Raw genomic sequence first — 18,760 nt, 5'->3', positions numbered from 1 at the left:
CTCAGTCCGGCGGCGCGGACCCAAGCGAGAGCGACAGGTGCACCGTTGTCGGATCGTCACTCCGCGCAAGCTTGAAGCCCGCCTTCGCGAATACGCTGCGCATGGGCCTGTTGTCGGACAGAACCTCGGCCGTGAGCTCTCGTACGCCTTGCTCGCGCGCGATGTCTGTCAGGTGCCTCAGCAACAGGGAGCCCACCCCGCGGCCTTGCCAGGCATCCACCACCATGAAGGCCATCTCGGCCCGACCGGGCTCGACGATAACGTACCGGCCGCCGCCGATAACTGTGTCTCGCCCCTGTTCTTCGACGAGAGCGGCCAGCGCAACGTGATTGCTGAAATCCACGTCCATGAAGAAGGTGCGCTCCTTCTCCGAGAAATGCCGTTTCAAAATGAAGAATCGGCTCTGCAGCGACTGCGGCCCGGTACGCGCGATGGCAGCGAGCATATCCGCCTCGTCGCTGCCGCGAAGCGCGCGGATCTGGATCGAAGTGCCGTCCTTCAGGACGGTTTTCACGCTGTAAGTTGCTACTTGTGACATGCCGATGTCATTCGTCCGAAGCCGTCGGCTCAAACCAGACGCGTCTCACGCCTTATAATGCAGGATAAACGCCTCCCAAGCGAGCAGATCATCTTGACCTAGATCAACGTTCGTCCTCGCACAGCGCCGTCAATTGGCGAAAGCGACGGAGAGGTCGAGGACATGTCCATGGACAAGGTACAATTTCCGGGAGGTCCCATGTCGGGGCTGATCGCCTCGGCAGTCGAATACCTGGTCGATGCGGGACAGCGCAGTGTCCTATTCCTGGATATCATGCGCCGGCGCGGGGATCAGTACAGGGAGCATGTCGCGAAAACCGCCCCGCATGTTCTGCAATACGCGGCCGAATTGATCATGGACGGGCGCCAGCTCGCCGAACCTGTCAATTACGCGCTGGTGCGCATCGTTCCGCCTGACAACGTCGAGATCGATATGGAGCGGCGGCCGTTCGTCGTGGTCGATCCGCGTGCGGGCCACGGCCCCGGCATCGGCGGCTTCAAGGCGGATAGCGAGATCGGGGTGGCGATGAAGGCAGGTCATCCCTGCTACTTCATCGGATTCCTGCCTGACCCCATGCCCGGTCAGACCATCGAGCGCATCGCGCGTGCCGAAGCCATCTTTATCGAAAAGGTCATGAGCCTTCACCCAGATGCCGACGGCAAGCCCTGCGTGATCGGCAATTGCCAGGCCGGATGGGCCGTCATGATCCTGGCCTCGCTGCGTCCCGAACTGTTCGGCCCGCTGATCATCGCCGGCGCGCCGCTGGCTTATTGGGCCGGCGTGCACGGAAAATATCCGATGCGCTACTCGGGCGGGCTCTTGGGCGGAAGCTGGCTAACGGCCCTGATCTCTGATCTCGGCGCCGGTAAGTTCGATGGTGCATGGCTGGTGCAGAACTTCGAGAACCAGAACCCCTCGAATACGCTCTGGACCAAGCAGTACAACGTCTATTCCAAGGTCGACACCGAGGCAGAGCGGTACCTTGAATTCGAGCGTTGGTGGGGCGGCCACGTCAACCTGAACGCCGAGGAGATTCAGTTCATCGTCGATGAGCTGTTCGTCGGCAACAATCTCGCCGCCGGCAACATCGAAATGTCCGATGGCCGGAAGGTTGATCTCCGCAACATCAGATCCCCGATCGTGGTGTTCTGCTCCGAGGGCGACAACATCACGCCGCCGCAGCAGGCGCTGCACTGGATCCTCGATTGCTATGCCGATGTCGATGAGATCAGGGCCTATGGCCAGACCATCGTCTACACCGTGCACAAGAGTATCGGCCATCTCGGCATCTTCGTCTCCGGCGGCGTCGCCAAGAAGGAGCACGCGGAATTTTCAAGCAACATCGACCTCATCGACGTTCTGCCGCCCGGGCTCTATGAAGCAACATTCGAGGCGAAGGATGAGGAAACCGCAAGTTCGGATCTGGTCGTCGGCCAGTGGGTGATGCGCTGCGAAGCGCGGACGCTCGACGACATCCGCGCCATGGGCGGCAATTCGCCCGAAGACGAGCGACGCTTTGCCACAGCCAAGCGGATCTCGGAAATCAATCTGGCGGCTTACCAGAAATTCGTCCAGCCATGGCTCAAGCGCGTGGTGACGCCGCAGATGGCGGAATGGGCTCACAACATGCATCCGCTGCGGCTGCAATACGAGCTGTTCAGCAGCCAGAATCCTTACATGGCGACGGTAAAATTATTGGCCGAGAAGGCCGCCGAGGAGCGCAAGCCGGTCGCTGCGGACAATCCGTTCCTGGCGTTCCAGGAGCAGATCTCGAAGCAGGTCGTTCACGCCCTCGACAGCTGGCGCGATTCACAGGAAGCGCTCAGCGAAGCGATGTTCCTCAGCGTCTACGGGTCCCCGACGCTCCAGGCGGCCGTCGGGATCGATCCGACGTCCACGCCGTCGCGTCGGCGTGAGATGTCCGCCGAGCATCGCACCATGCTCGAGAAGCGCATTGCCGATCTGAAGTCGCGGATCGGTGAGGGCGGCCTCCGTGAAGCGGCGCTGCGCGCTTTGCTCTACGTCGGGTCGGCACGGGGAATGGTGGACGAACGCAGCATTGAGGCTCTGCGCCAGATCCGCCGGGATCATGGCGGCGCACGCATGTCTCTTGCCGAGTTCAAGATGCTGGTACGCGAGCAGTTCTTTATGCTGTTGCTCGATCGAGAATGGGCGCTCGCCGCAATACCGAAATTGCTGCCTGAAGACATGCACGTTCGTCGTGCAGCATTTGAAGCGATCGAGCAGGTGCTTTCGGCCAGTGCGGATGTCACGGGCGAGCGCGCAAACCGGCTGCGGCAGATCGCCGGCCTGTTTGGCCTCGACACCGCGGAAGGTTCCGAAAGGGCGTCGAACGTCGCTCCTTTCGATCCCAAGGCGAAGGCGTCGTAACGCGAGTTGTAAGGATCGGGAGCGACATCATGTCAGCAGATGCGACGGCAACGCAGTCTCCCAGCAAGTATGATCGCCTGATCGCCGCGGCCAAGGCAATCCCGCCGACGCCGACTGTCGTGGTGCATCCCTGCGATGAGACATCCTTGCGAGGTGCCGTCGACAGCGCGTCTGCCGGCATCATCCGGCCGCTCCTGGTCGGATCGGAGCGCAAGATCAGGGATACGGCTGCCAGGTTCGGCCTGGACATCTCGGGTTATGAGATCGTGGATGCCGCACACAGTGACGATGCCGCCGCGAAGGGCGTCGAATTGATCCATGCCGCGCGCGGCGAATTGCTCATGAAGGGCAGCCTTCACACCGACGAGCTGATGCGAGCTGTCACGGCCAAGGTTGGGGGATTGCGGACCGATCGGCGCATCAGCCACGTTTTCGTCATGGATGTACCGGCCTACGCCGAGACGATCTTCGTCACTGACGCCGCCATCAACATCTTCCCCGATCTGGACGCCAAGCGGGACATCATTCAGAACGCGATCGACCTCTACAATCAGGCGGGCTTCGGCAAGTCGCCGCGGGTGGCCATCCTTTCCGCAGTTGAAACGGTCACGTCGAAAATTCCGTCCACGATCGAGGCCGCGGCGCTCTGCAAGATGGCGGATCGCGGCCAGATCACCGGGGGCGTGCTCGACGGGCCGCTGGCGTTCGACAACGCGATCGACCTCGAATCGGCGCGGATCAAGGGCATCAAGTCCGAGGTCGCCGGCCGCGCTCAGATACTGGTCGTGCCGGACCTCGAGGCGGGCAACATGCTCGCCAAGAATCTTGCTTATTTCGCCAAGGCCGACGGCGCTGGCATCGTGCTCGGCGCGCGCGTGCCTGTTGTCTTGACCTCGCGCGCCGACACTCCGCGGGCGCGGATGGCGTCCTGCGCCGTCGCTGCGCTCTATGCTCATGCCCGGCGCCAGAAGGCGCCGGCAGTTTCGGCGTGACCGCCATGGACAGCATCCTTGTCGTCAACGCCGGCTCGTCGAGCGTCAAGTTCCAGGTCTTTGCGGTCGAGGGTGAGGGCATGCTGCGCCGCCTGATCAAGGGACAGGTGGATGGCATCGGCAGCCGGCCGCGCTTGCGGGCGAGCAGGGCGGGCAACGACCCCATTGCAGACCGAGCCTATCCGATCGAAACGATCCCAGACGTTCCAGCAGCAATGAACGTTGCGGGCGAATGGCTGCGGAACGAGGTGCGCATCCATCCGATGGCGGTCGGGCATCGCGTCGTCCATGGCGGGCCGGATTATGAACGACCGGTCCTGGTCGATCATGGCGTAGTGGCGCGGCTGGAGCGCTTCATCGCGCTGGCTCCGCTGCATCAGCCGCACAATCTCGCGCCGATCCGCTCGATCCTGACCAATTTCCCCGCGGTGCCGCAGGTCGCGTGCTTCGACACCGCGTTTCACCGCGCGCACGGTTCGCTGGCCGATCATTACGCCATCCCCCACCAGCTCCACGCCGAAGGCGTGCGGCGCTACGGCTTTCACGGCCTGTCCTATGAGTACATCTCCAGGACCCTGCTGCAGATCGCGCCAGACATCGCAAAGCGCAGGGTGATCGTCGCCCATCTCGGCAGCGGCGCCTCGATGTGCGCCATGAAGGACGGACTGAGTGTCGAGAGCACCATGGGATTCACCGCGCTCGACGGACTGCCGATGGGCACGCGTCCAGGCCAGCTCGATCCCGGCGTCGTGCTGTACCTGATCTCCGAGAAGGGGATGACGGCTTCCAAGGTGCAGGATTTGCTCTATCGCGACTGCGGCTTGAAAGGACTCTCCGGCGTTAGCAACGACATGCGCGAGCTGGAGGCAAGCACCGACCCGCAAGCCAAGCTGGCGCTGGACTATTTCGTCTATCGCATCGGCCTCAATGCCGGCATGCTCGCCGCGGCACTCCAGGGTCTCGACGCCTTTGTTTTCACCGCCGGTATCGGCGAGAATTCGAGCAGTATCCGTGGCTGCGTGGCGGAGCAGCTCGGCTGGCTCGGCGTGATGCTCGATACGGCCGAGAATGCGCGCCATGCGCGGCTGATCTCGGCGGCGACAAGTCGTATCCCCGTCTACGTCGTGCCGACCGACGAGGAGCTGATGATCGCGCAGCATACGCTGGCGCTTCTGATGAACGGCCACTCGCCAAACTCCAGACATGAGAGGGTGTCATGATCCCAGCATTTCCGGACAGCAAGGTCGCCCTGAAGGGGAAGAAGGGGCTCGTTGTCGGCATCGCCAACGACCAGTCGATCGCCTGGGGCTGCGCCAGGGCATTCCGGGCGCTCGGCGCCGATCTCGCCGTCACCTATCTGAACGACCGCGCCAAGAAGCACGTCGAGCCGCTGGCGCAGGCGCTGGAAGCACCGATATTCATGCCGCTCGACGTCATGGTCGAAGGCCAGACCGAAGCGGTGTTCGAGCGCATCAAGTCGGAGTGGGGCCAGCTCGATTTCCTGCTTCATTCCATTGCGTTCTCGCCCAAGGAGGCGTTGCACGGCCGGGTCGTCGATGTCGGCCGTGACGGCTTCCTCAAGACCATGGACGTCTCCTGCTGGTCGTTCCTGCGCATGGCGCATCTCGCCGAGCCGCTGATGAAGAACGGGGGCGCGCTGTTCACGATGACCTATTACGGCAGTCAGATGGTGGTGGAGAACTACAACATCATGGGTGTCGCCAAGGCCGCGCTCGAAGCCTCGGTTCGCTACGCTGCCGCCGAACTGGGTCCGAAGGGGATCCGCGTGCACGCGATCTCGCCGGGACCGCTTGCAACCCGCGCGGCTTCAGGCATTCCGGAGTTCGACGAACTGATGGACAAGGCGCAGTCCAAGGCGCCTTCGCGCAGCCTCGTGAGCATCGACGATGTCGGGAACGCCACCGCCTTCCTCGCGCTCGACGGCGCCAAGCTGATCACCGGCGGCGTGCTCTATATCGACGGCGGCTACCATATCATCGATTGATCGCGCAATCGCGCGTTGTCACGCCGCTGGTGCGCCGATGCCGATGCTCTCGAGCAATTCGCGCCAGAGCTTGCGGACGCCGGCGTGACGCTGCTCGAGCGCCGCACTTACCGCATCGCGATGCTGCGCAAGATCTGTGCCCTTGAGAAACAGAATCTGGGCCTGCAACAGCCGGCCGCTCTCGAATTCGATCCGGCGCAGCGCCATGACAAAGGGATCCTGCGCATTGGCCTCGAGCGGTAGCAGCGCAGCCGGCCGGATGCCGGCATGCACGGCGTGGGCTAGCGTTGCGAGGTGTACCGCCTGGTTAAGGTGAGGGTCTGCGATCCCGTCGATCGGCGCAGGCGCCCAGGCCGTCTCCCAGGACGCGACCATGTAGCCCAGGGATAGATCCAGCCCCCAGGATGTGGCGCGCAGCAGCAGTGAGACGATCTCGGCCTCGCGATAGAATTGCGCGTTCAACTCGGTCTGCCATGCCGCGTCGAGCCGCGCCGGCAGCGTGAAGGCGAATTGCCGCGCGAGGGCGCCGTGCGCCGAGATCAGGAATGCTGCGACCCGCGTCTGCTGGTACGGTGGAATGCGGCCGTCCGGCTCGACGGGACCGAGGAAGTCGCTCATGGCAGCGCTCGCTTGACCGGGATGGCGCGCAGATGATCGTAGCCGGCCGGAAACGGCGTGAGCTCGCCGCCGGGCTGGTCCGGCGCCACCCAGACCGCCTGATTGCCTTGCCAGCGGCCGGCCAGCACCTCCTCGGCAAAGCGCGCCAGCAGATCGGCCGTGAGCGCGCCCTTCTCCAGCGTGAAGGCGTGGTAGGCCTTGGGAATGATCACCAATGAACTGTCCGGAATCTCGACACGCAAGGTGTCGTGCAGAGCGCGCGGGGTCAGAAAGTCGAACTCGCCATTCAGGATCATGGTCGGAACCGAGATCGCGGACAGGCGCGGCGTGAGCGGCTGGAAATCCAGGAAGGACTCCATCAGGTTCTGGAGCGCGTAGACATCATTGACCAGCCAGCCCTGCCGCTTGACGCTGTCGAGCTTGTCCAGCAGCGGCTTCAGCCATTGGTCGGACAGATTCATCGGCAGCAGCAGGTCCTGGAGGTAACTTGTGCCGCCAAGGATCAGCCCGGTCCGCAGCGCATTGCCGAGCAGCAGAAGCTGCGGCGTGAGCTCGGCGAAGCAGCTCATCGGCACCAGGCCGGACAGCCGTTCGCCATGCGCGATAGCATAGCGCAGTGCAATCAGGCCGCCGAAGCTGATGCCGCTCAGGAAGATTGGGCCGTTGCCGAGCTCGCCGATCAGGAGGCCCAGCGCGGCGACCTGGTCGTCCTGGCTGATGAACAGCGTCGGCTTGTCGGAGGCACCCTGGCCGAGCAGGTCGAAGGTGGCAACGCGAAAGCCGCGCGCCAGCAGGGCCTCGCGGTATGCGCCCCAAAGCTCGGAATATTGCGTCAGCCCGTTCACCAGGACATAGGCCGGCGCGCCCGCCGGCCCGTCGAGCTCATAGCGGACCCGGTATGACCCATGACTGAGGAAAGGCATTACGCTGGCCGGCGGCGATTTCGATCGCGCGATCCTCAACGTCGGCAAGCACATTCCGTTGAGTTAGATCAAAGCTCGCCCGGTCGTCCTGCCTAGCGTGTCGCCAAAATACGCCAGGGAGGACTCCGCCATGACCGCGAGGGATATCGTCAAGCGCAGCTTGATCAGTCTGGTCCTGCTGCTGGTCGGCACTGCGCTCGCAGTCGCACAACCCTTCACGCGACGTTCGTCGCAGGTGCAGCATGACGGGTTGAAGAAAACCTACGAGCTTGCCAACTTCCGCCTCGGCGGCAAGTACGACCTGTCCGATCCCTCGAAATGGGAGAACGGCGGCGAGGGGGGCGTCACCCTTGAGTCGTTGGGCGCGGGCAAGCTGCACACGGCCTATATCGCCATCGGAAACGCCCGGCGCAATGCAGCCGGCGAGATCACCAATGCCATCGTTATCAACTCCTACTACTCTGGCGATTCCACTGATATGTACGAGCAATGGGTCAAGGGCGCGGCGCTATCAGGCGGCGTGCCGATCATCGGACCCGGCCGCCCCATCGACACCGACCGCTATTACGTGATCATGGTCGATCCGCTCGGCACCTGGGGAGCGAGCAAGCCGTCGGATGGTCTCGGAATCAGGTTTCCGCAGTACAGCTACTACGACATGGTGCAGGCCAATTACCGCCTGCTGCGCGACGAGCTCAAGGTTGCGCGCGTCGCGCTGGTCACCGGCGTCTCCATGGGCGGCACGCAGACTTACGTCTGGGGCGTGATGCACCCGGAATATATCAACGCCCTGATGCCGATCGGCGGCACCACGCAGTCGGATGGCGAGGACCCCGTCGGCAACTGGACCTTCCAGATGATGACGGCGGCAATCCAATCCGATCCCGTCTGGCAGTCCACCAACGGCGATTACTATAAACTGCCCAAGGAGAAGCACCCGGTGCCGGGCCTTGCGTTCGGCTGGTCGATCCTCGGAATGACGGGTTACGATTTTGCCTTCCGCACGAGTCAGAACTGGTCCGCGGTGCAGCCCGAGATTTTCTACTGGGACCCGCCGAACGAGAAGGCAGGCTTGAACGTCACCAACCGCGCCAAGCTTTATGATGCGGTCGACCTCGTCTGGCGCAATCGAGTCGGCGAGACACACAACATCAATGCTTATCTCGGTCGTATCCAGGCCCGCACGCTGGTGATGCACATCACCAATGATCTCTGGCTGAATTTCAAGCTGGCGCAGAAGGCCGTCGACCGCGTGCCGGGCGCGGACCTGATCGCACAGGAAAGCCCGGTCGCCCATTACGGCGTGTTCCCGATCATCAATCAGCGCAAGAACGACCCGAAGTTCGTCGCCTTCATGGACGACGTGGCGGCACTCGATCGCGCTCAGAAATTCGTCGACAAAAATTATCGTGCGCCCAATGTTGCCGACAATATCGATCCGAAGAAGTCGTTCTGGAAGGCGTATGTGACCTATCCCTATCCGGTCAAATTCGCCGACGCCAAGGACAAGCGCGGCAACTCCTGGGAAATCGGCTACATGGACGAGTATGCTGGGACCGACAAGGACCCGAAGGTGCTCGTCATCATCCATGGCAAGGGCGCATTCGGCGGCCATTACGGCAACATCATGCAGTACGCCCTGCGCAGCGGTCTTCGCGTCATCGTGCCGGACCTGCCGCATTACGGCATGTCCGGGCCCGGCAATCTCGACAAGAGCCCGGCGCGGACAATGCAGGACATGCGTGAGGTGATCTACGACCTCGTCGTCAACCAGCTCGGCGTCAAGAAGGCCTATTATCTCGGCCATTCGCTCGGCGGTCAGTTCGTGATGGGCTACGCGCTGACCTGGCCGGATGCGGTGCAAGGCCTAGCCCTGGAAGCGCCGTCCGGTCTCGAGGAATATCCGCGCGAGATCACCATCGCCAAGGACAAGAAGGCGCCGCTGTTCGATCCGACCCTCGGCCGCGACTTCGATAAGTGGAAACAGATCTGGGATCAGACCGGCATTCTCGCAGCGGAGAAGGCGCGCGACGAGCAAAACATCCGCGACTTCTTCTATTTCAAGAAGCGGGACCCCGACACTGGCGTGGTCTCGGCAGCCAAAAGCGGCTACTTCTTCAGTGACAGCGAGTATGCCCGCTTCCACACCGAGCAGCGCGTTGGACTCACCAAAGGCAACCCCAAGGAGCTCGATCAATGGTGCAACGTCTTCATCTTCGACATCTACACCATCGGTGCCGAACTCCAGCAGGATGATCCGAAGAATCTCTATGAGCGGGTTATCCAGATCAAGGCGCCGATCTTCCTTGCGTTCGGCGACAAGGAGCCTTTCATCCCTACACCTGCCTTCAACGGGCTGACTGACCTCGGCCGCGATGTCATTACGCCGTTCATGACGAGGATGACGAATGCCGGCAATCGGCCGATGCTCAAGGTCTATCCGGAGACCGGTCACTTCATCCATACCGACAATCCTGTCGAATATGCCGCCGATGTCGCGGACTTCGTGACCAAGGGAACGGTCGACACCTCGTCGCCGCTCGGCACCGACCGCATGATCAAGGGCGCGGTGGTGTCGGCCTTGCCGGTGGCGCCGACGCCGCCCGGTGCGGCGCCGACGGCCGGTCTCAACAAATAGGGTGCGCTATGCCGAAAGTGCAGGCGGGCGAAGTCCAGCTTGGCTGGCGGGAGTGGGGACAAGGCGACGTGACCGTCGTCTTCATCCACGGCAATCTCGCCAGCAAGGACTGGATCGAGCTCGCCGCACCGATGTTTCCAAGTGGACTCCGCGTCATTGCCATTGACTGGCGCGGCTGCGGCGACAGCGCCCGGCCGAAGCCGGCGACCAACTACGCCAACTACTCCATGCAGCAGCATGCGCAGGACATGCTGGTGGCGCTCGATGCGCTGGGCATCCGATACTGCCATCTTGCGACCCATTCGACCGGCGGCATCATTGCTGCGCGGATGCTGTTGATGCAACCGCGGCGGTTTGGCCGTGTGTTCGCGCTGGACCCGGTGACGCCGCTCGGCATGGCCTTCAATGCCGATCAGATTGGGCTGTTCAGGGCGATGATGGCGAGCAAGGAGCTGACGCGGTCCGTCATGGCGACCGCCGCCTCTTCGTTGTTCGTCCCGGAGAGCCTTGCGCCGAACATGGTGCCGCGCTTTCGCGAGGGGCTCGGCGAGATCCAGGCGCTGTTCGATCGGATCATCGAGCAGACCTTCGTCGTCTCCGAGGGGATCTGGATCGGAACGCCGGTCAACTTGACACACGAGAGGGAGAGCGGCGAGCTGGAGCGGCGCATGCCGGAGATCCGGCATCCGCACCTCGTGTTGTGGGGCGAGCGGGACGGCTGGATCGCCCCGGCCGATCTCCGTGCCATGGCCGAAGCGATGCCGGATTGCCGGCTGGTCATCGTGCCGGGCATTGGGCATTCGATGAACCTCGAATCGCCGGCGCTTTATGCGGGCTATTTTGGTGCCTGGTTCGGAGGACTTGCCGCGTCACAGTCAACGGCGCCAGGCTGACGACCGGCGGTATCCTCGATGTCGACGGCGGCCGTCACGTCATCGATTGATCGGCGCGCCGCCACGCTGAGCGGTCCGGCGACCCATGGGCCGATGGTGACATATTGCCAGTGTTTTGCCCGACGGCGCAACGGCTTCGGAGCGAATCCGGAGTGAACAAGAAACCTCAGTCAATTCAGCCCCATGGCTACTGTGCATGGGGTTGTTTTTCGACTCTTTGAGTCAGCGATAGTGCAGCGCGATCAATTCGGCGACGCAGGCGGGCTTCTTGCCGCCCTCGATCTCGATCACGAGGTGATAGTTGACGCGCAATCCGTTGGGCGGCACGTCCTCGGCTTCGGCCACCGTGACGCGGCCGCGCAGCTTCGAGCCCGCCGGAACCGGCGCCAGATAGCGGATGCGGTCGGCGCCATAGTTGAGCGTGTTGCGCAGGCCCTTCAGGCCGATAACCGAGCGGATGAACAGGGGCGCCAGGGCAAGCGAGAGCAGCCCGTGAGCGATGGTCTTGCCGCCGGGCATCTCCTTGCTCGCGCGCTCCTGGTCGACATGGATCCATTGCTCGTCGCAGGTCGCCTCGGCGAACTGATTGATGCGATCCTGCGTGATCTCGATCCAGTCGCTGGCACCGATCTCGGAGCCGACGGCTGATTTGATCTCGTCGAAGTCGCTGAATATCCGCATGGGCTCAGAGCCTCATCTCCGGAACATTGTCGGGTATGGCGAGCTCGGCCTCCGTCAGCGCCAGGACCTCGCCGACGCTGACGCCGGGCGCGGTCTCCAGCAGCGTCGCCTTGCCCTCGGGGAAGCCGATCACGGCCAGGTCGGTGACGACCAGATTGACAGGACGCGCCGAGGTCAGCGGCAGCGAGCATTTGGCCACGATCTTCGACTTGCCCTTGGCCGCGTGCTGCATGGCGACGATGACCCGTTTGGCGCCGCTGACGAGATCCATCGCGCCACCCATGCCCGGCACCATCTTGCCGGGAATCATCCAGTTGGCGAGATGACCGTGCGCGTCGACCTGGAGGCCGCCAAGCACGGTGACGTCGACATGACCGCCGCGGATCAGGCCGAACGAAATCGCGCTGTCGAAAGTCGAGGCGCCCGGCAGCGCGCTGATCGGGCGGCCACCGGCATCGGTGAGCGTCGGATGCGCCATGCCCTGCTCGGGAATCGGGCCGGTGCCGATCAGGCCGTTCTCCGACTGGAAGAAGACCTTGAGCTCGGATGGGACGTAGTTGGCCACCAGCGTCGGAATTCCGATGCCAAGGTTGACGAGGTTGCCGCTCTTCAATTCCTGGGCAACGCGCCGGGCGATGACGATCTGCGGATCCATGGCTCACCCGTTGGTAATGAGATAGTCGACGAGCGGCGCGGGCGTGACGACATGATCCGGCGCGATCACGCCGACCGGCACGATATGCTCCGCCGTCACAATGACGGTGTCCGCCGCCATTGCCATGACCGGATTGAAATTGCGCGAAGTGAGGGCGTAGGCCAGGTTGCCGAGGTAGTCGGCGAGGAAGGCATGGACGAGGGCGAACTGGGCGCGCAGCGCCGTTTCCAGCAGGAATGGCCGGCCGTCGACTTCGATCTGACGCTTGCCTTCGGCGACGAGCGTCCCGACCCCGGTCGGCGTCAGGACGCCGCCGAGACCGCACCCGCCGGCGCGGATGCGCTCGACGAAGGTGCCTTGCGGCACCAGGTCGACGGCGATCTGGTTCGCCAGCATCTGCTGCTGGGCTTTCGGATTGAGGCCGATATGGGTTGCCGTCAGCTTCGAGACCAGCGTCTTGTCGAACAGCTTGCCGACGCCCTTGCCCGGTGTCGCTGCGTCGTTCGAAATCAGCCTCAGGTCTGTCTTGTTCTGGCGCACGACTTCATCGAGCAGCCGCTCCGGAGTGCCGACGCCCATGAAGCCGCCAACCATCACGCTGGCGCCCGCCGGGATCATCGCAACGGCTTCTTCGACCGAAACGGCCTTCATGATTGAACTCCCGGTCGCCCCACGTTGGCACAAGGGCGGTGCACGGATGATGGGACCCGGCGACGATCCTCCTTTGATCTGCGTCAAGGCTTCCGATCATTCCGTTCCGGGCCGCCACCAATCTCAGTCAGTTCACGATCGCGTTGAGATGAGGCTCACGCGGGATGTGCGGAGCCGAGATCGAGAACCAGCCGCACCGTCTTCGGATCATCACTTCGCGCAATTCTGAAGTCGGACTTTTTCGAACACCCGGCGCGTCGACGCGTTGCCGGACAGAACCTCGGACGTGAGCTCCCAAGCCTGCCTGAGAGTGATGCTCGCGACTGTCCCGCCAAACCAGGCATGAATTTTGTTCAAGGTTATCTGCGCCAATCTACGATTTCGTGTGCTCGGGTCCGTCTCTGGGGCGTCGCGAGCGGCTCGTCCCCTCTGCTAGCCGCCGTAGCCATGGCCGATTATCTGCAGGGTCGCGATCGGCACCGTTGACACCATTCCCCCACGGAGCTTCGCTTCATGGCCTCAGCTCAACGCGTGACCGGCTAGCCCGTACACCCACGGCTCGTTTTCCTTCCGGTTCAGAAATCGCTTTCCTTTCGACATGGTCGAGACGGTGTCGTTTATCCCGAGGCGGCTCTGCTGAAGGAAGTCCGCAAACGGACCCGTCTGCTCCCGCGTATCGACGCGGACGAATTGCCCCGCGAGATCTCTGAGATGCACGGCCGTGAGATGGATCGCGTCACAATCATTGCTGGCGACGATCGGGCCGATCACATGACCGCGCCCGAATTCGCGCTTCATGGAAAAACCGACGGCCTCCCCGCCGCGGCGCAAGACGGAGATTGCGGCACCTTCAGAAAGCAATGCGAGCAGCTTCTGCCGGTTAGCTCCGAACGCGCGTTCATCCAGTGCCGCGATCTCTCCGATGTTCGCAGTGGACAGCGAGCTCAATTCAGCGGTCAGAGCCGGCACCGGCGGAGGTGGTGAGACGGCCTCTCCTTGCCACTGATACACGGTGGCTTCCTTCGTAAACCCCAGCGACAGATACAGATGATAGGCGGCATGGGTTGAGTTGAGGGTCAAATTCCGATCGCCACACCGCTCGAAAACCTGCTCCATGAGCCAGCGGCCAGTACCTTGTGCCTGGGTTCGGGGTGATGTGATCACCAGGCCAATCGTCGCGAATTCGTGGCCATAGGGGAACCACATCGCGCTGCCGAAGACGCGCCCTATGCCATCCACGGCCACGATGCCGTGGCCGGCGCGGCGCAGGAAATCCCAATCCTTCGGGCGGTGCGGCCAGCCGACACCGATCGAAAGCGCGTGGAGCAGCTTCACATCAACGTCGTTGATGTCCTTGGCCACCAGTTCAAAGGACTTCACGCGGACCGTTCGTCCCATTCAGCTCATCCGTTTCTTTGCGGCCCCCAAACCTTGGGGGCCTCGCCGGCCTTCTGCTTCGTGCCGCACAAGCCCTGTTTTGCAGCAGCATAACGCGGAAGGCCAGCAGGTTTCGCCTGTTTGGCAGGCGGTATTCGGAATGTTCCACCGCAAGCGCAACTCGATTCAGCAGGGAAAGCTCCTGATTGCGGCCTATCGATATCCGGCAACAGCAGGCAGGGTGAGCCCCAGTGAATATCGCCGCCTTTCCAGCCCTCAGTGGCCGGCCGGGCCGGTCTCAATGCCCAGCATCCCAGGTGAGGACCTGAGAGGACCCCGTCGATGGCGTTCCTTTTCAATTCCGATGCTGCTCGGGGGGCAATTTTCCGGCAGGCCTTTGCGCGCGAACTCCCTGATCTCGAATTCCATCATTCCGGTGAATGCGTCGATCCGGAAAAGGTACGCTACCTGCTGACCTGGAACGTACCCAATGATGTCGCGCGGTTTCGAAATCTGGAAGTGCTCTTTTCCATCGGTGCGGGGGTCGATCAATTCAAGCCTGAGACGATACCCGAGCGCGTGAAGCTCGTGCGCATGGTCGAGGACGGCATCATACGCATGATGCAGGAGTACGTGGTGCTTGGCGTGCTGACTCTCCATCGGGAGATGCTGGCCTATCGGGAGCAGCAGGGAAGGGGCCTTTGGCAAGCCCTTGCAAGTGTTCAGTCGACCGATCGGCGCGTGGGCTTCCTCGGGCTTGGGATGCTGGCGCAAGCTGCGATCGATCGCCTGAAACCGTTTCGATTTCCGCTTGCCGCCTGGAGCCGCAGCAAAAGAACGGTCGAGGGTATCACCTGCTTTCACGGCGACGATCAGCTTGGCAGCTTTCTGAAAGGAACGGACATCCTCGTCTGTCTTCTGCCCCTGACAAAGGAAACGAGCGGCATCCTGAATGCGAGGCTTTTCTCGCTCTTGCCGACGGGAGCAAGGCTGCTGCACGTCGGCCGTGGCCCGCAGCTTGACCAGGGCGCACTCATCGAGTCGCTGGACAGCGGCCATCTTGCAGCGGCCATGCTCGACGTCACCGATCCCGAGCCACTGCCGGAGAGTCATCCACTCTGGTCCCATCCGAAGGTGATCATCACGCCGCATATCGCGTCCGTGACGCAACCGCATACGGCGGCACAATCGGTCATAGAGAACATCCGGCGCCACCGCGCTGGACAAAACCCGATCGGCCTCGTCGATCGAACACGCGGCTACTAACAGGAAGAACACCATGTCGCTTCTGGTCACCATCGACACCAATCCGGATTTCGCACCGAAGCACGCCTTGCCTGCTCCGGAACGGCTCATTTCTGGCAATCCATCCTTCAAGACCTGGGCGCAGGATGCCTCGAAGGGCGAGAAGGTGCTGACCGGCGTCTGGGAGGCAACGCCCGGCGAGACCCACTCCATCAAGGGTACCACTTTCGAGTTCTGCCACATCCTCTCGGGCCTGATCGAAATCGAGGAAAAGGGTGGCGAGACCAGGAGGTACCGCGCCGGCGACAGCTTCGTGATGAAACCTGGCTTCGTCGGGGTCTGGCGCACGATCGAAACCGTGCGGAAGATCTACGTCTGCCATTATGACTGAGACGATGCTGAGGGCCGCTATTGAGCGGCGCTCAGAATATTCGACTTGCGAGGCCGCGTCTGACCAGCTTCAACGCGGCCAGTTACTTCATTCTCAATGAAAAATGCGGCGTGCGGTCCTGTATTGCTCGCATGAGACGGCTTCGCCTCGCCAATCGCACATCCAGGCCGTGATGGCAGGGCTGGCCCGAAGAAGGAGCAAGCCCATGATTGCATTCGGATCTGCATCTGAAACAAGGAAAGGGGGCGGCTGAACCGCCCCCTTTTTCCTTTGCAGCGCAGATCTCTCTCGAAGCTTTCCAAGAACTGAAGTGCCGCGAGAGATCCTGAAAAGAACTGCGCTCACGCGCTTTTGCGCAGGGGCTCCAGGCCGACTGCCGCAGCAAGCCAGTCGATGCCAGCGACCTCGGTATATTCATAGAAGGGATTGGCGGGCTCGTGGCCGCGGTTCACCCACACCTTGCTCTTGATGCCCAAATCGTAAGCCGTCATCAGGTCGTAGCGGAAGGAGGAGGAAACGTGCGTAATGTCTTCCGGCCCGCAGCCCAGCCTGTCCAGCATATATTCGAAGCCCTTCATGTGCGGCTTGTAGGCGCCGGTTTCCTCTGCCGTGATGACCATGTGGAAGGGAGCGCCGAGCTTTTCGACGTTCGACATGATGAGGTTCTTCATCGAGTTTGACAGGATGACGAGCGGGATTTCCTTTGCAACCCGAGCCAAGCCTGCCGGAACGTCGGGATGCGGGCCCCATGTCGGCACCTCGTCATAGATGCGCTCGGCATGCTCTGGCCGGAATGCGATGCCGTTGCGCTTGCAGGCGCGCTCCAGTGCATTGTGCACGACGTCGAGATAGGGCTTCCACGCGCCGAGAACCTCGTCCAGGCGATAGGCCGAAAAATCCTTGATGAGCTTTTCCATGGCCGTCGACGAGAGCTCGGAGCCATAGACTCTCCTTGCCGCGCCGGCCATGTCGAAGTTGGTCAGCGTCCCGTAGCAGTCGAAGGTGATGTATTTGGGTCTGAACGTCGCCATGGCTTGAATTCTCCAATCCTCACGCACCGCTTGCCGGTACGAGAAGCATCCTAGCGAGCAGCGCGCAAGACAAAGCGCCGATGTCGCGGTGGCCGGGAGCAGATTGTGTCGTATCGGATCGGAGCTGTGGTAGAGAGTTGCGGGAAGAAGGTTCTCCGCGCTGATCCACGCTGCCGTGCGCCGCTCAATCCCGGCATAAGATGTCGAGTCGGTCGTCAATCAAAGTCAAAATGCCTTCCGTCCATGTCCGGCCCGGGAGCAACTGCTGTCTTCGGCACTCTACGTTGAGCCTGAAGACATCGCGGTGGCCGCACAGACGTTGCGGTTGATCTGGAGGACGACATGTTGAGCAACTCGCTGATTGAACTCGATCGTGCGCATCTGATTCACCCGGTCTCATCCTATCGCAGCCACGAGACCACGGGCGTCCGCGTGCTGAAATCAGCGAAAGGCGCGACGCTGACCGATGTCTCGGGGCGTCAGTTGCTCGATGGCTTCGCGGGTTTGTGGTGTGTCAATGCCGGCTACGGACAGGACAGCATCATTGAAGCGGCTTCGAGGCAGCTCCGCGAACTGCCTTATGCGACGGGCTATTTCGGGTTGGGCTCGGATCCCGCCATCCGGTTGGCCGCAAGGCTGGCTGAATTGGCGCCTGGCGATCTGAACCATGTCTATTTCACCTTGGGTGGCTCCGATGCCGTCGATAGTACGATCCGGTTCATCCGTTACTATTATCATGCCAAGGGTACGCCACAGAAGGATCAGTTCATTTCCGTCGAATCCGGCTATCATGGATCGTCGACGGCAGGGGCTGGCCTGACGGCGCTGCCTGCCTTTCATGCGGGCTTCGGAGTGCCTTATAGCTGGCAACACAAGATTCCATCGCACTATGCCTATCGAAATCCTGTCGGGACTCATCCCCAAGCCATCATTGCCGCCTCGGTCGCGGCCTTGCGGGAGAAGATCGCCGAGCTCGGCGCCGATCGTGTTGCCGCCTTCTATGTCGAGCCGATACAGGGGTCCGGAGGCGTGCTCGTTCCGCCGCCGTCCTGGCTGAAGGCCATGCATGCTGTCTGCAAGGAGCAAGACATTCTGTTCGTTGCCGATGAGGTCATCACCGGCTTTGGCCGTGTCGGTCCGCTCTTCGCGTGTGAAGAGGACGATGTCGTGCCGGATCTCATGACTACGGCAAAAGGACTGACCTCGGGCTATGTGCCGATGGGGGCCGTTCTGATGTCCGACCGCGTCTACAACACCATTGCCGATGGTGCCGGCAAGGCGGCCGTGGGTCACGGCTACACCTATTCCGCCCATCCCGTCAGCGCAGCCGTGGGACTCGCGTGCCTTGACCTCTACGAAAACGGCTTGCTCGAGAACGGCCGCAAGGCCGGGCAACGTCTGCTGGAAGGTCTTCGCGCGCTGGCCAATCATCCCCTCGTCGGCGATATCAGGGGTCGCGGCATGCTGGCGGCAATCGAACTCGTCACCGATAAGCAGCGCAAGACGCCTCTGCCGGCGGAAGCCGACGCGGCGCGCCGCATTTTCGACCGCGCATGGGACAACGGCCTCGTCATCCGCGCTTTTGCCCAGGGCGTGCTGGGCTATGCGCCACCGCTCTGCTGCACGGATGGCGACATCGATGCCATTATTGAGCGGACGAGAACTACGCTCGACCAGACGCTCGAGGACAAGGACGTCCGCGCAGCGATGAAAGGATAAGCCACGGCGCCT

Annotated in this window: 17 protein-coding genes; 9 read left to right on the top strand and 8 right to left on the bottom strand. The window is 62.3% G+C overall.

Going from position 1 to position 18,760, the window contains the following annotated elements:
- Position 1: 1 nt before the first annotated feature.
- Positions 2–538: a GNAT family N-acetyltransferase gene (locus tag EAV90_RS22345; protein WP_122401731.1), complete on the bottom strand. Its 537-nt coding sequence runs from the start codon at positions 536–538 to the stop codon at positions 2–4.
- A gap of 162 nt (positions 539–700) precedes the next feature.
- Between EAV90_RS22345 and EAV90_RS22340 the strand changes: the two genes are divergently transcribed.
- From EAV90_RS22340 to fabI, 4 genes are read left to right on the top strand one after another with little or no spacing between them, the layout of a single operon-like run.
- Positions 701–2,929 carry a DUF3141 domain-containing protein gene (locus tag EAV90_RS22340; protein WP_129144673.1) on the top strand — a complete coding sequence of 743 codons (2,229 nt, stop codon included), beginning with the start codon at positions 701–703 and terminating at the stop codon, positions 2,927–2,929.
- A gap of 29 nt (positions 2,930–2,958) precedes the next feature.
- Positions 2,959–3,921, top strand: coding sequence for a phosphate acetyltransferase (locus tag EAV90_RS22335; protein ID WP_122401733.1), 963 nt, complete (start codon positions 2,959–2,961; stop codon positions 3,919–3,921).
- A 5-nt stretch (positions 3,922–3,926) separates the two neighbouring features.
- Complete coding sequence (locus tag EAV90_RS22330) at positions 3,927–5,141, top strand: acetate/propionate family kinase (protein WP_122401734.1); 1,215 nt, start codon at positions 3,927–3,929, stop codon at positions 5,139–5,141.
- Complete coding sequence (gene fabI / locus EAV90_RS22325; protein ID WP_122401735.1) at positions 5,138–5,926, top strand: enoyl-ACP reductase FabI; 789 nt, start codon at positions 5,138–5,140, stop codon at positions 5,924–5,926. Before EAV90_RS22330 ends, fabI begins: the two co-directional genes overlap by 4 nt.
- Before the next feature lie 18 nt (positions 5,927–5,944).
- Here fabI and EAV90_RS22320 read toward each other — a convergent pair whose 3' ends face one another.
- Positions 5,945–6,544 (bottom strand): hypothetical protein, encoded by a 600-nt coding sequence (locus tag EAV90_RS22320; RefSeq protein ID WP_122401736.1) that lies wholly within the window; start codon positions 6,542–6,544, stop codon positions 5,945–5,947.
- Positions 6,541–7,467 carry an alpha/beta fold hydrolase gene (locus EAV90_RS22315; protein WP_129144672.1) on the bottom strand — a complete coding sequence of 309 codons (927 nt, stop codon included), beginning with the start codon at positions 7,465–7,467 and terminating at the stop codon, positions 6,541–6,543. The genes EAV90_RS22320 and EAV90_RS22315 overlap by 4 nt, the downstream gene beginning before the upstream one ends.
- Before the next feature lie 130 nt (positions 7,468–7,597).
- Here EAV90_RS22315 and EAV90_RS22310 point away from each other — a divergent pair, with 130 nt between their 5' ends.
- Both EAV90_RS22310 and EAV90_RS22305 read left to right on the top strand, forming a co-directional pair.
- A complete protein-coding gene (locus tag EAV90_RS22310) occupies positions 7,598–10,105 on the top strand; it encodes an alpha/beta hydrolase (RefSeq protein WP_129144671.1) in 2,508 nt (835 codons plus the stop codon).
- Between the two features lie 8 nt (positions 10,106–10,113).
- Positions 10,114–10,998 carry an alpha/beta fold hydrolase gene (locus EAV90_RS22305; protein WP_122401739.1) on the top strand — a complete coding sequence of 295 codons (885 nt, stop codon included), beginning with the start codon at positions 10,114–10,116 and terminating at the stop codon, positions 10,996–10,998.
- A 222-nt stretch (positions 10,999–11,220) separates the two neighbouring features.
- Here the strand turns inward: EAV90_RS22305 and EAV90_RS22300 are convergent, their stop codons facing one another.
- The 4 genes from EAV90_RS22300 to EAV90_RS22285 form a co-directional block, all read right to left on the bottom strand.
- Positions 11,221–11,679, bottom strand: coding sequence for a MaoC family dehydratase (locus EAV90_RS22300; protein WP_129144670.1), 459 nt, complete (start codon positions 11,677–11,679; stop codon positions 11,221–11,223).
- A 4-nt stretch (positions 11,680–11,683) separates the two neighbouring features.
- Positions 11,684–12,334, bottom strand: a complete 651-nt coding sequence (locus EAV90_RS22295; protein WP_129144669.1) for a 3-oxoacid CoA-transferase subunit B — start codon at positions 12,332–12,334, stop codon at positions 11,684–11,686.
- A 3-nt stretch (positions 12,335–12,337) separates the two neighbouring features.
- Positions 12,338–12,985: a CoA transferase subunit A gene (locus EAV90_RS22290; RefSeq protein WP_122401742.1), complete on the bottom strand. Its 648-nt coding sequence runs from the start codon at positions 12,983–12,985 to the stop codon at positions 12,338–12,340.
- A gap of 519 nt (positions 12,986–13,504) precedes the next feature.
- Positions 13,505–14,383 (bottom strand): GNAT family N-acetyltransferase, encoded by an 879-nt coding sequence (locus EAV90_RS22285; protein ID WP_122401743.1) that lies wholly within the window; start codon positions 14,381–14,383, stop codon positions 13,505–13,507.
- Between the two features lie 321 nt (positions 14,384–14,704).
- Here EAV90_RS22285 and EAV90_RS22280 point away from each other — a divergent pair, with 321 nt between their 5' ends.
- Both EAV90_RS22280 and EAV90_RS22275 read left to right on the top strand, forming a co-directional pair.
- Positions 14,705–15,628 carry a 2-hydroxyacid dehydrogenase gene (locus EAV90_RS22280; protein ID WP_122401744.1) on the top strand — a complete coding sequence of 308 codons (924 nt, stop codon included), beginning with the start codon at positions 14,705–14,707 and terminating at the stop codon, positions 15,626–15,628.
- Between the two features lie 13 nt (positions 15,629–15,641).
- Positions 15,642–15,998 (top strand): cupin domain-containing protein, encoded by a 357-nt coding sequence (locus EAV90_RS22275; RefSeq protein ID WP_122401745.1) that lies wholly within the window; start codon positions 15,642–15,644, stop codon positions 15,996–15,998.
- Between the two features lie 341 nt (positions 15,999–16,339).
- Here EAV90_RS22275 and EAV90_RS22270 read toward each other — a convergent pair whose 3' ends face one another.
- On the bottom strand, positions 16,340–17,029 hold the full coding sequence (locus tag EAV90_RS22270; protein ID WP_122401746.1) for a haloacid dehalogenase type II: 690 nt from the start codon (positions 17,027–17,029) through the stop codon (positions 16,340–16,342).
- 342 nt (positions 17,030–17,371) lie between these two features.
- Between EAV90_RS22270 and EAV90_RS22265 the strand changes: the two genes are divergently transcribed.
- Positions 17,372–18,748 carry an aspartate aminotransferase family protein gene (locus EAV90_RS22265; RefSeq protein ID WP_129144668.1) on the top strand — a complete coding sequence of 459 codons (1,377 nt, stop codon included), beginning with the start codon at positions 17,372–17,374 and terminating at the stop codon, positions 18,746–18,748.
- The last annotated feature ends 12 nt before the right edge of the window (positions 18,749–18,760 follow it).

Source organism: Bradyrhizobium vignae, from assembly GCF_004114425.1.
Lineage (GTDB): Bacteria > Pseudomonadota > Alphaproteobacteria > Rhizobiales > Xanthobacteraceae > Bradyrhizobium > Bradyrhizobium vignae.
This window is presented reverse-complemented; position numbering and strand designations above follow the sequence as displayed.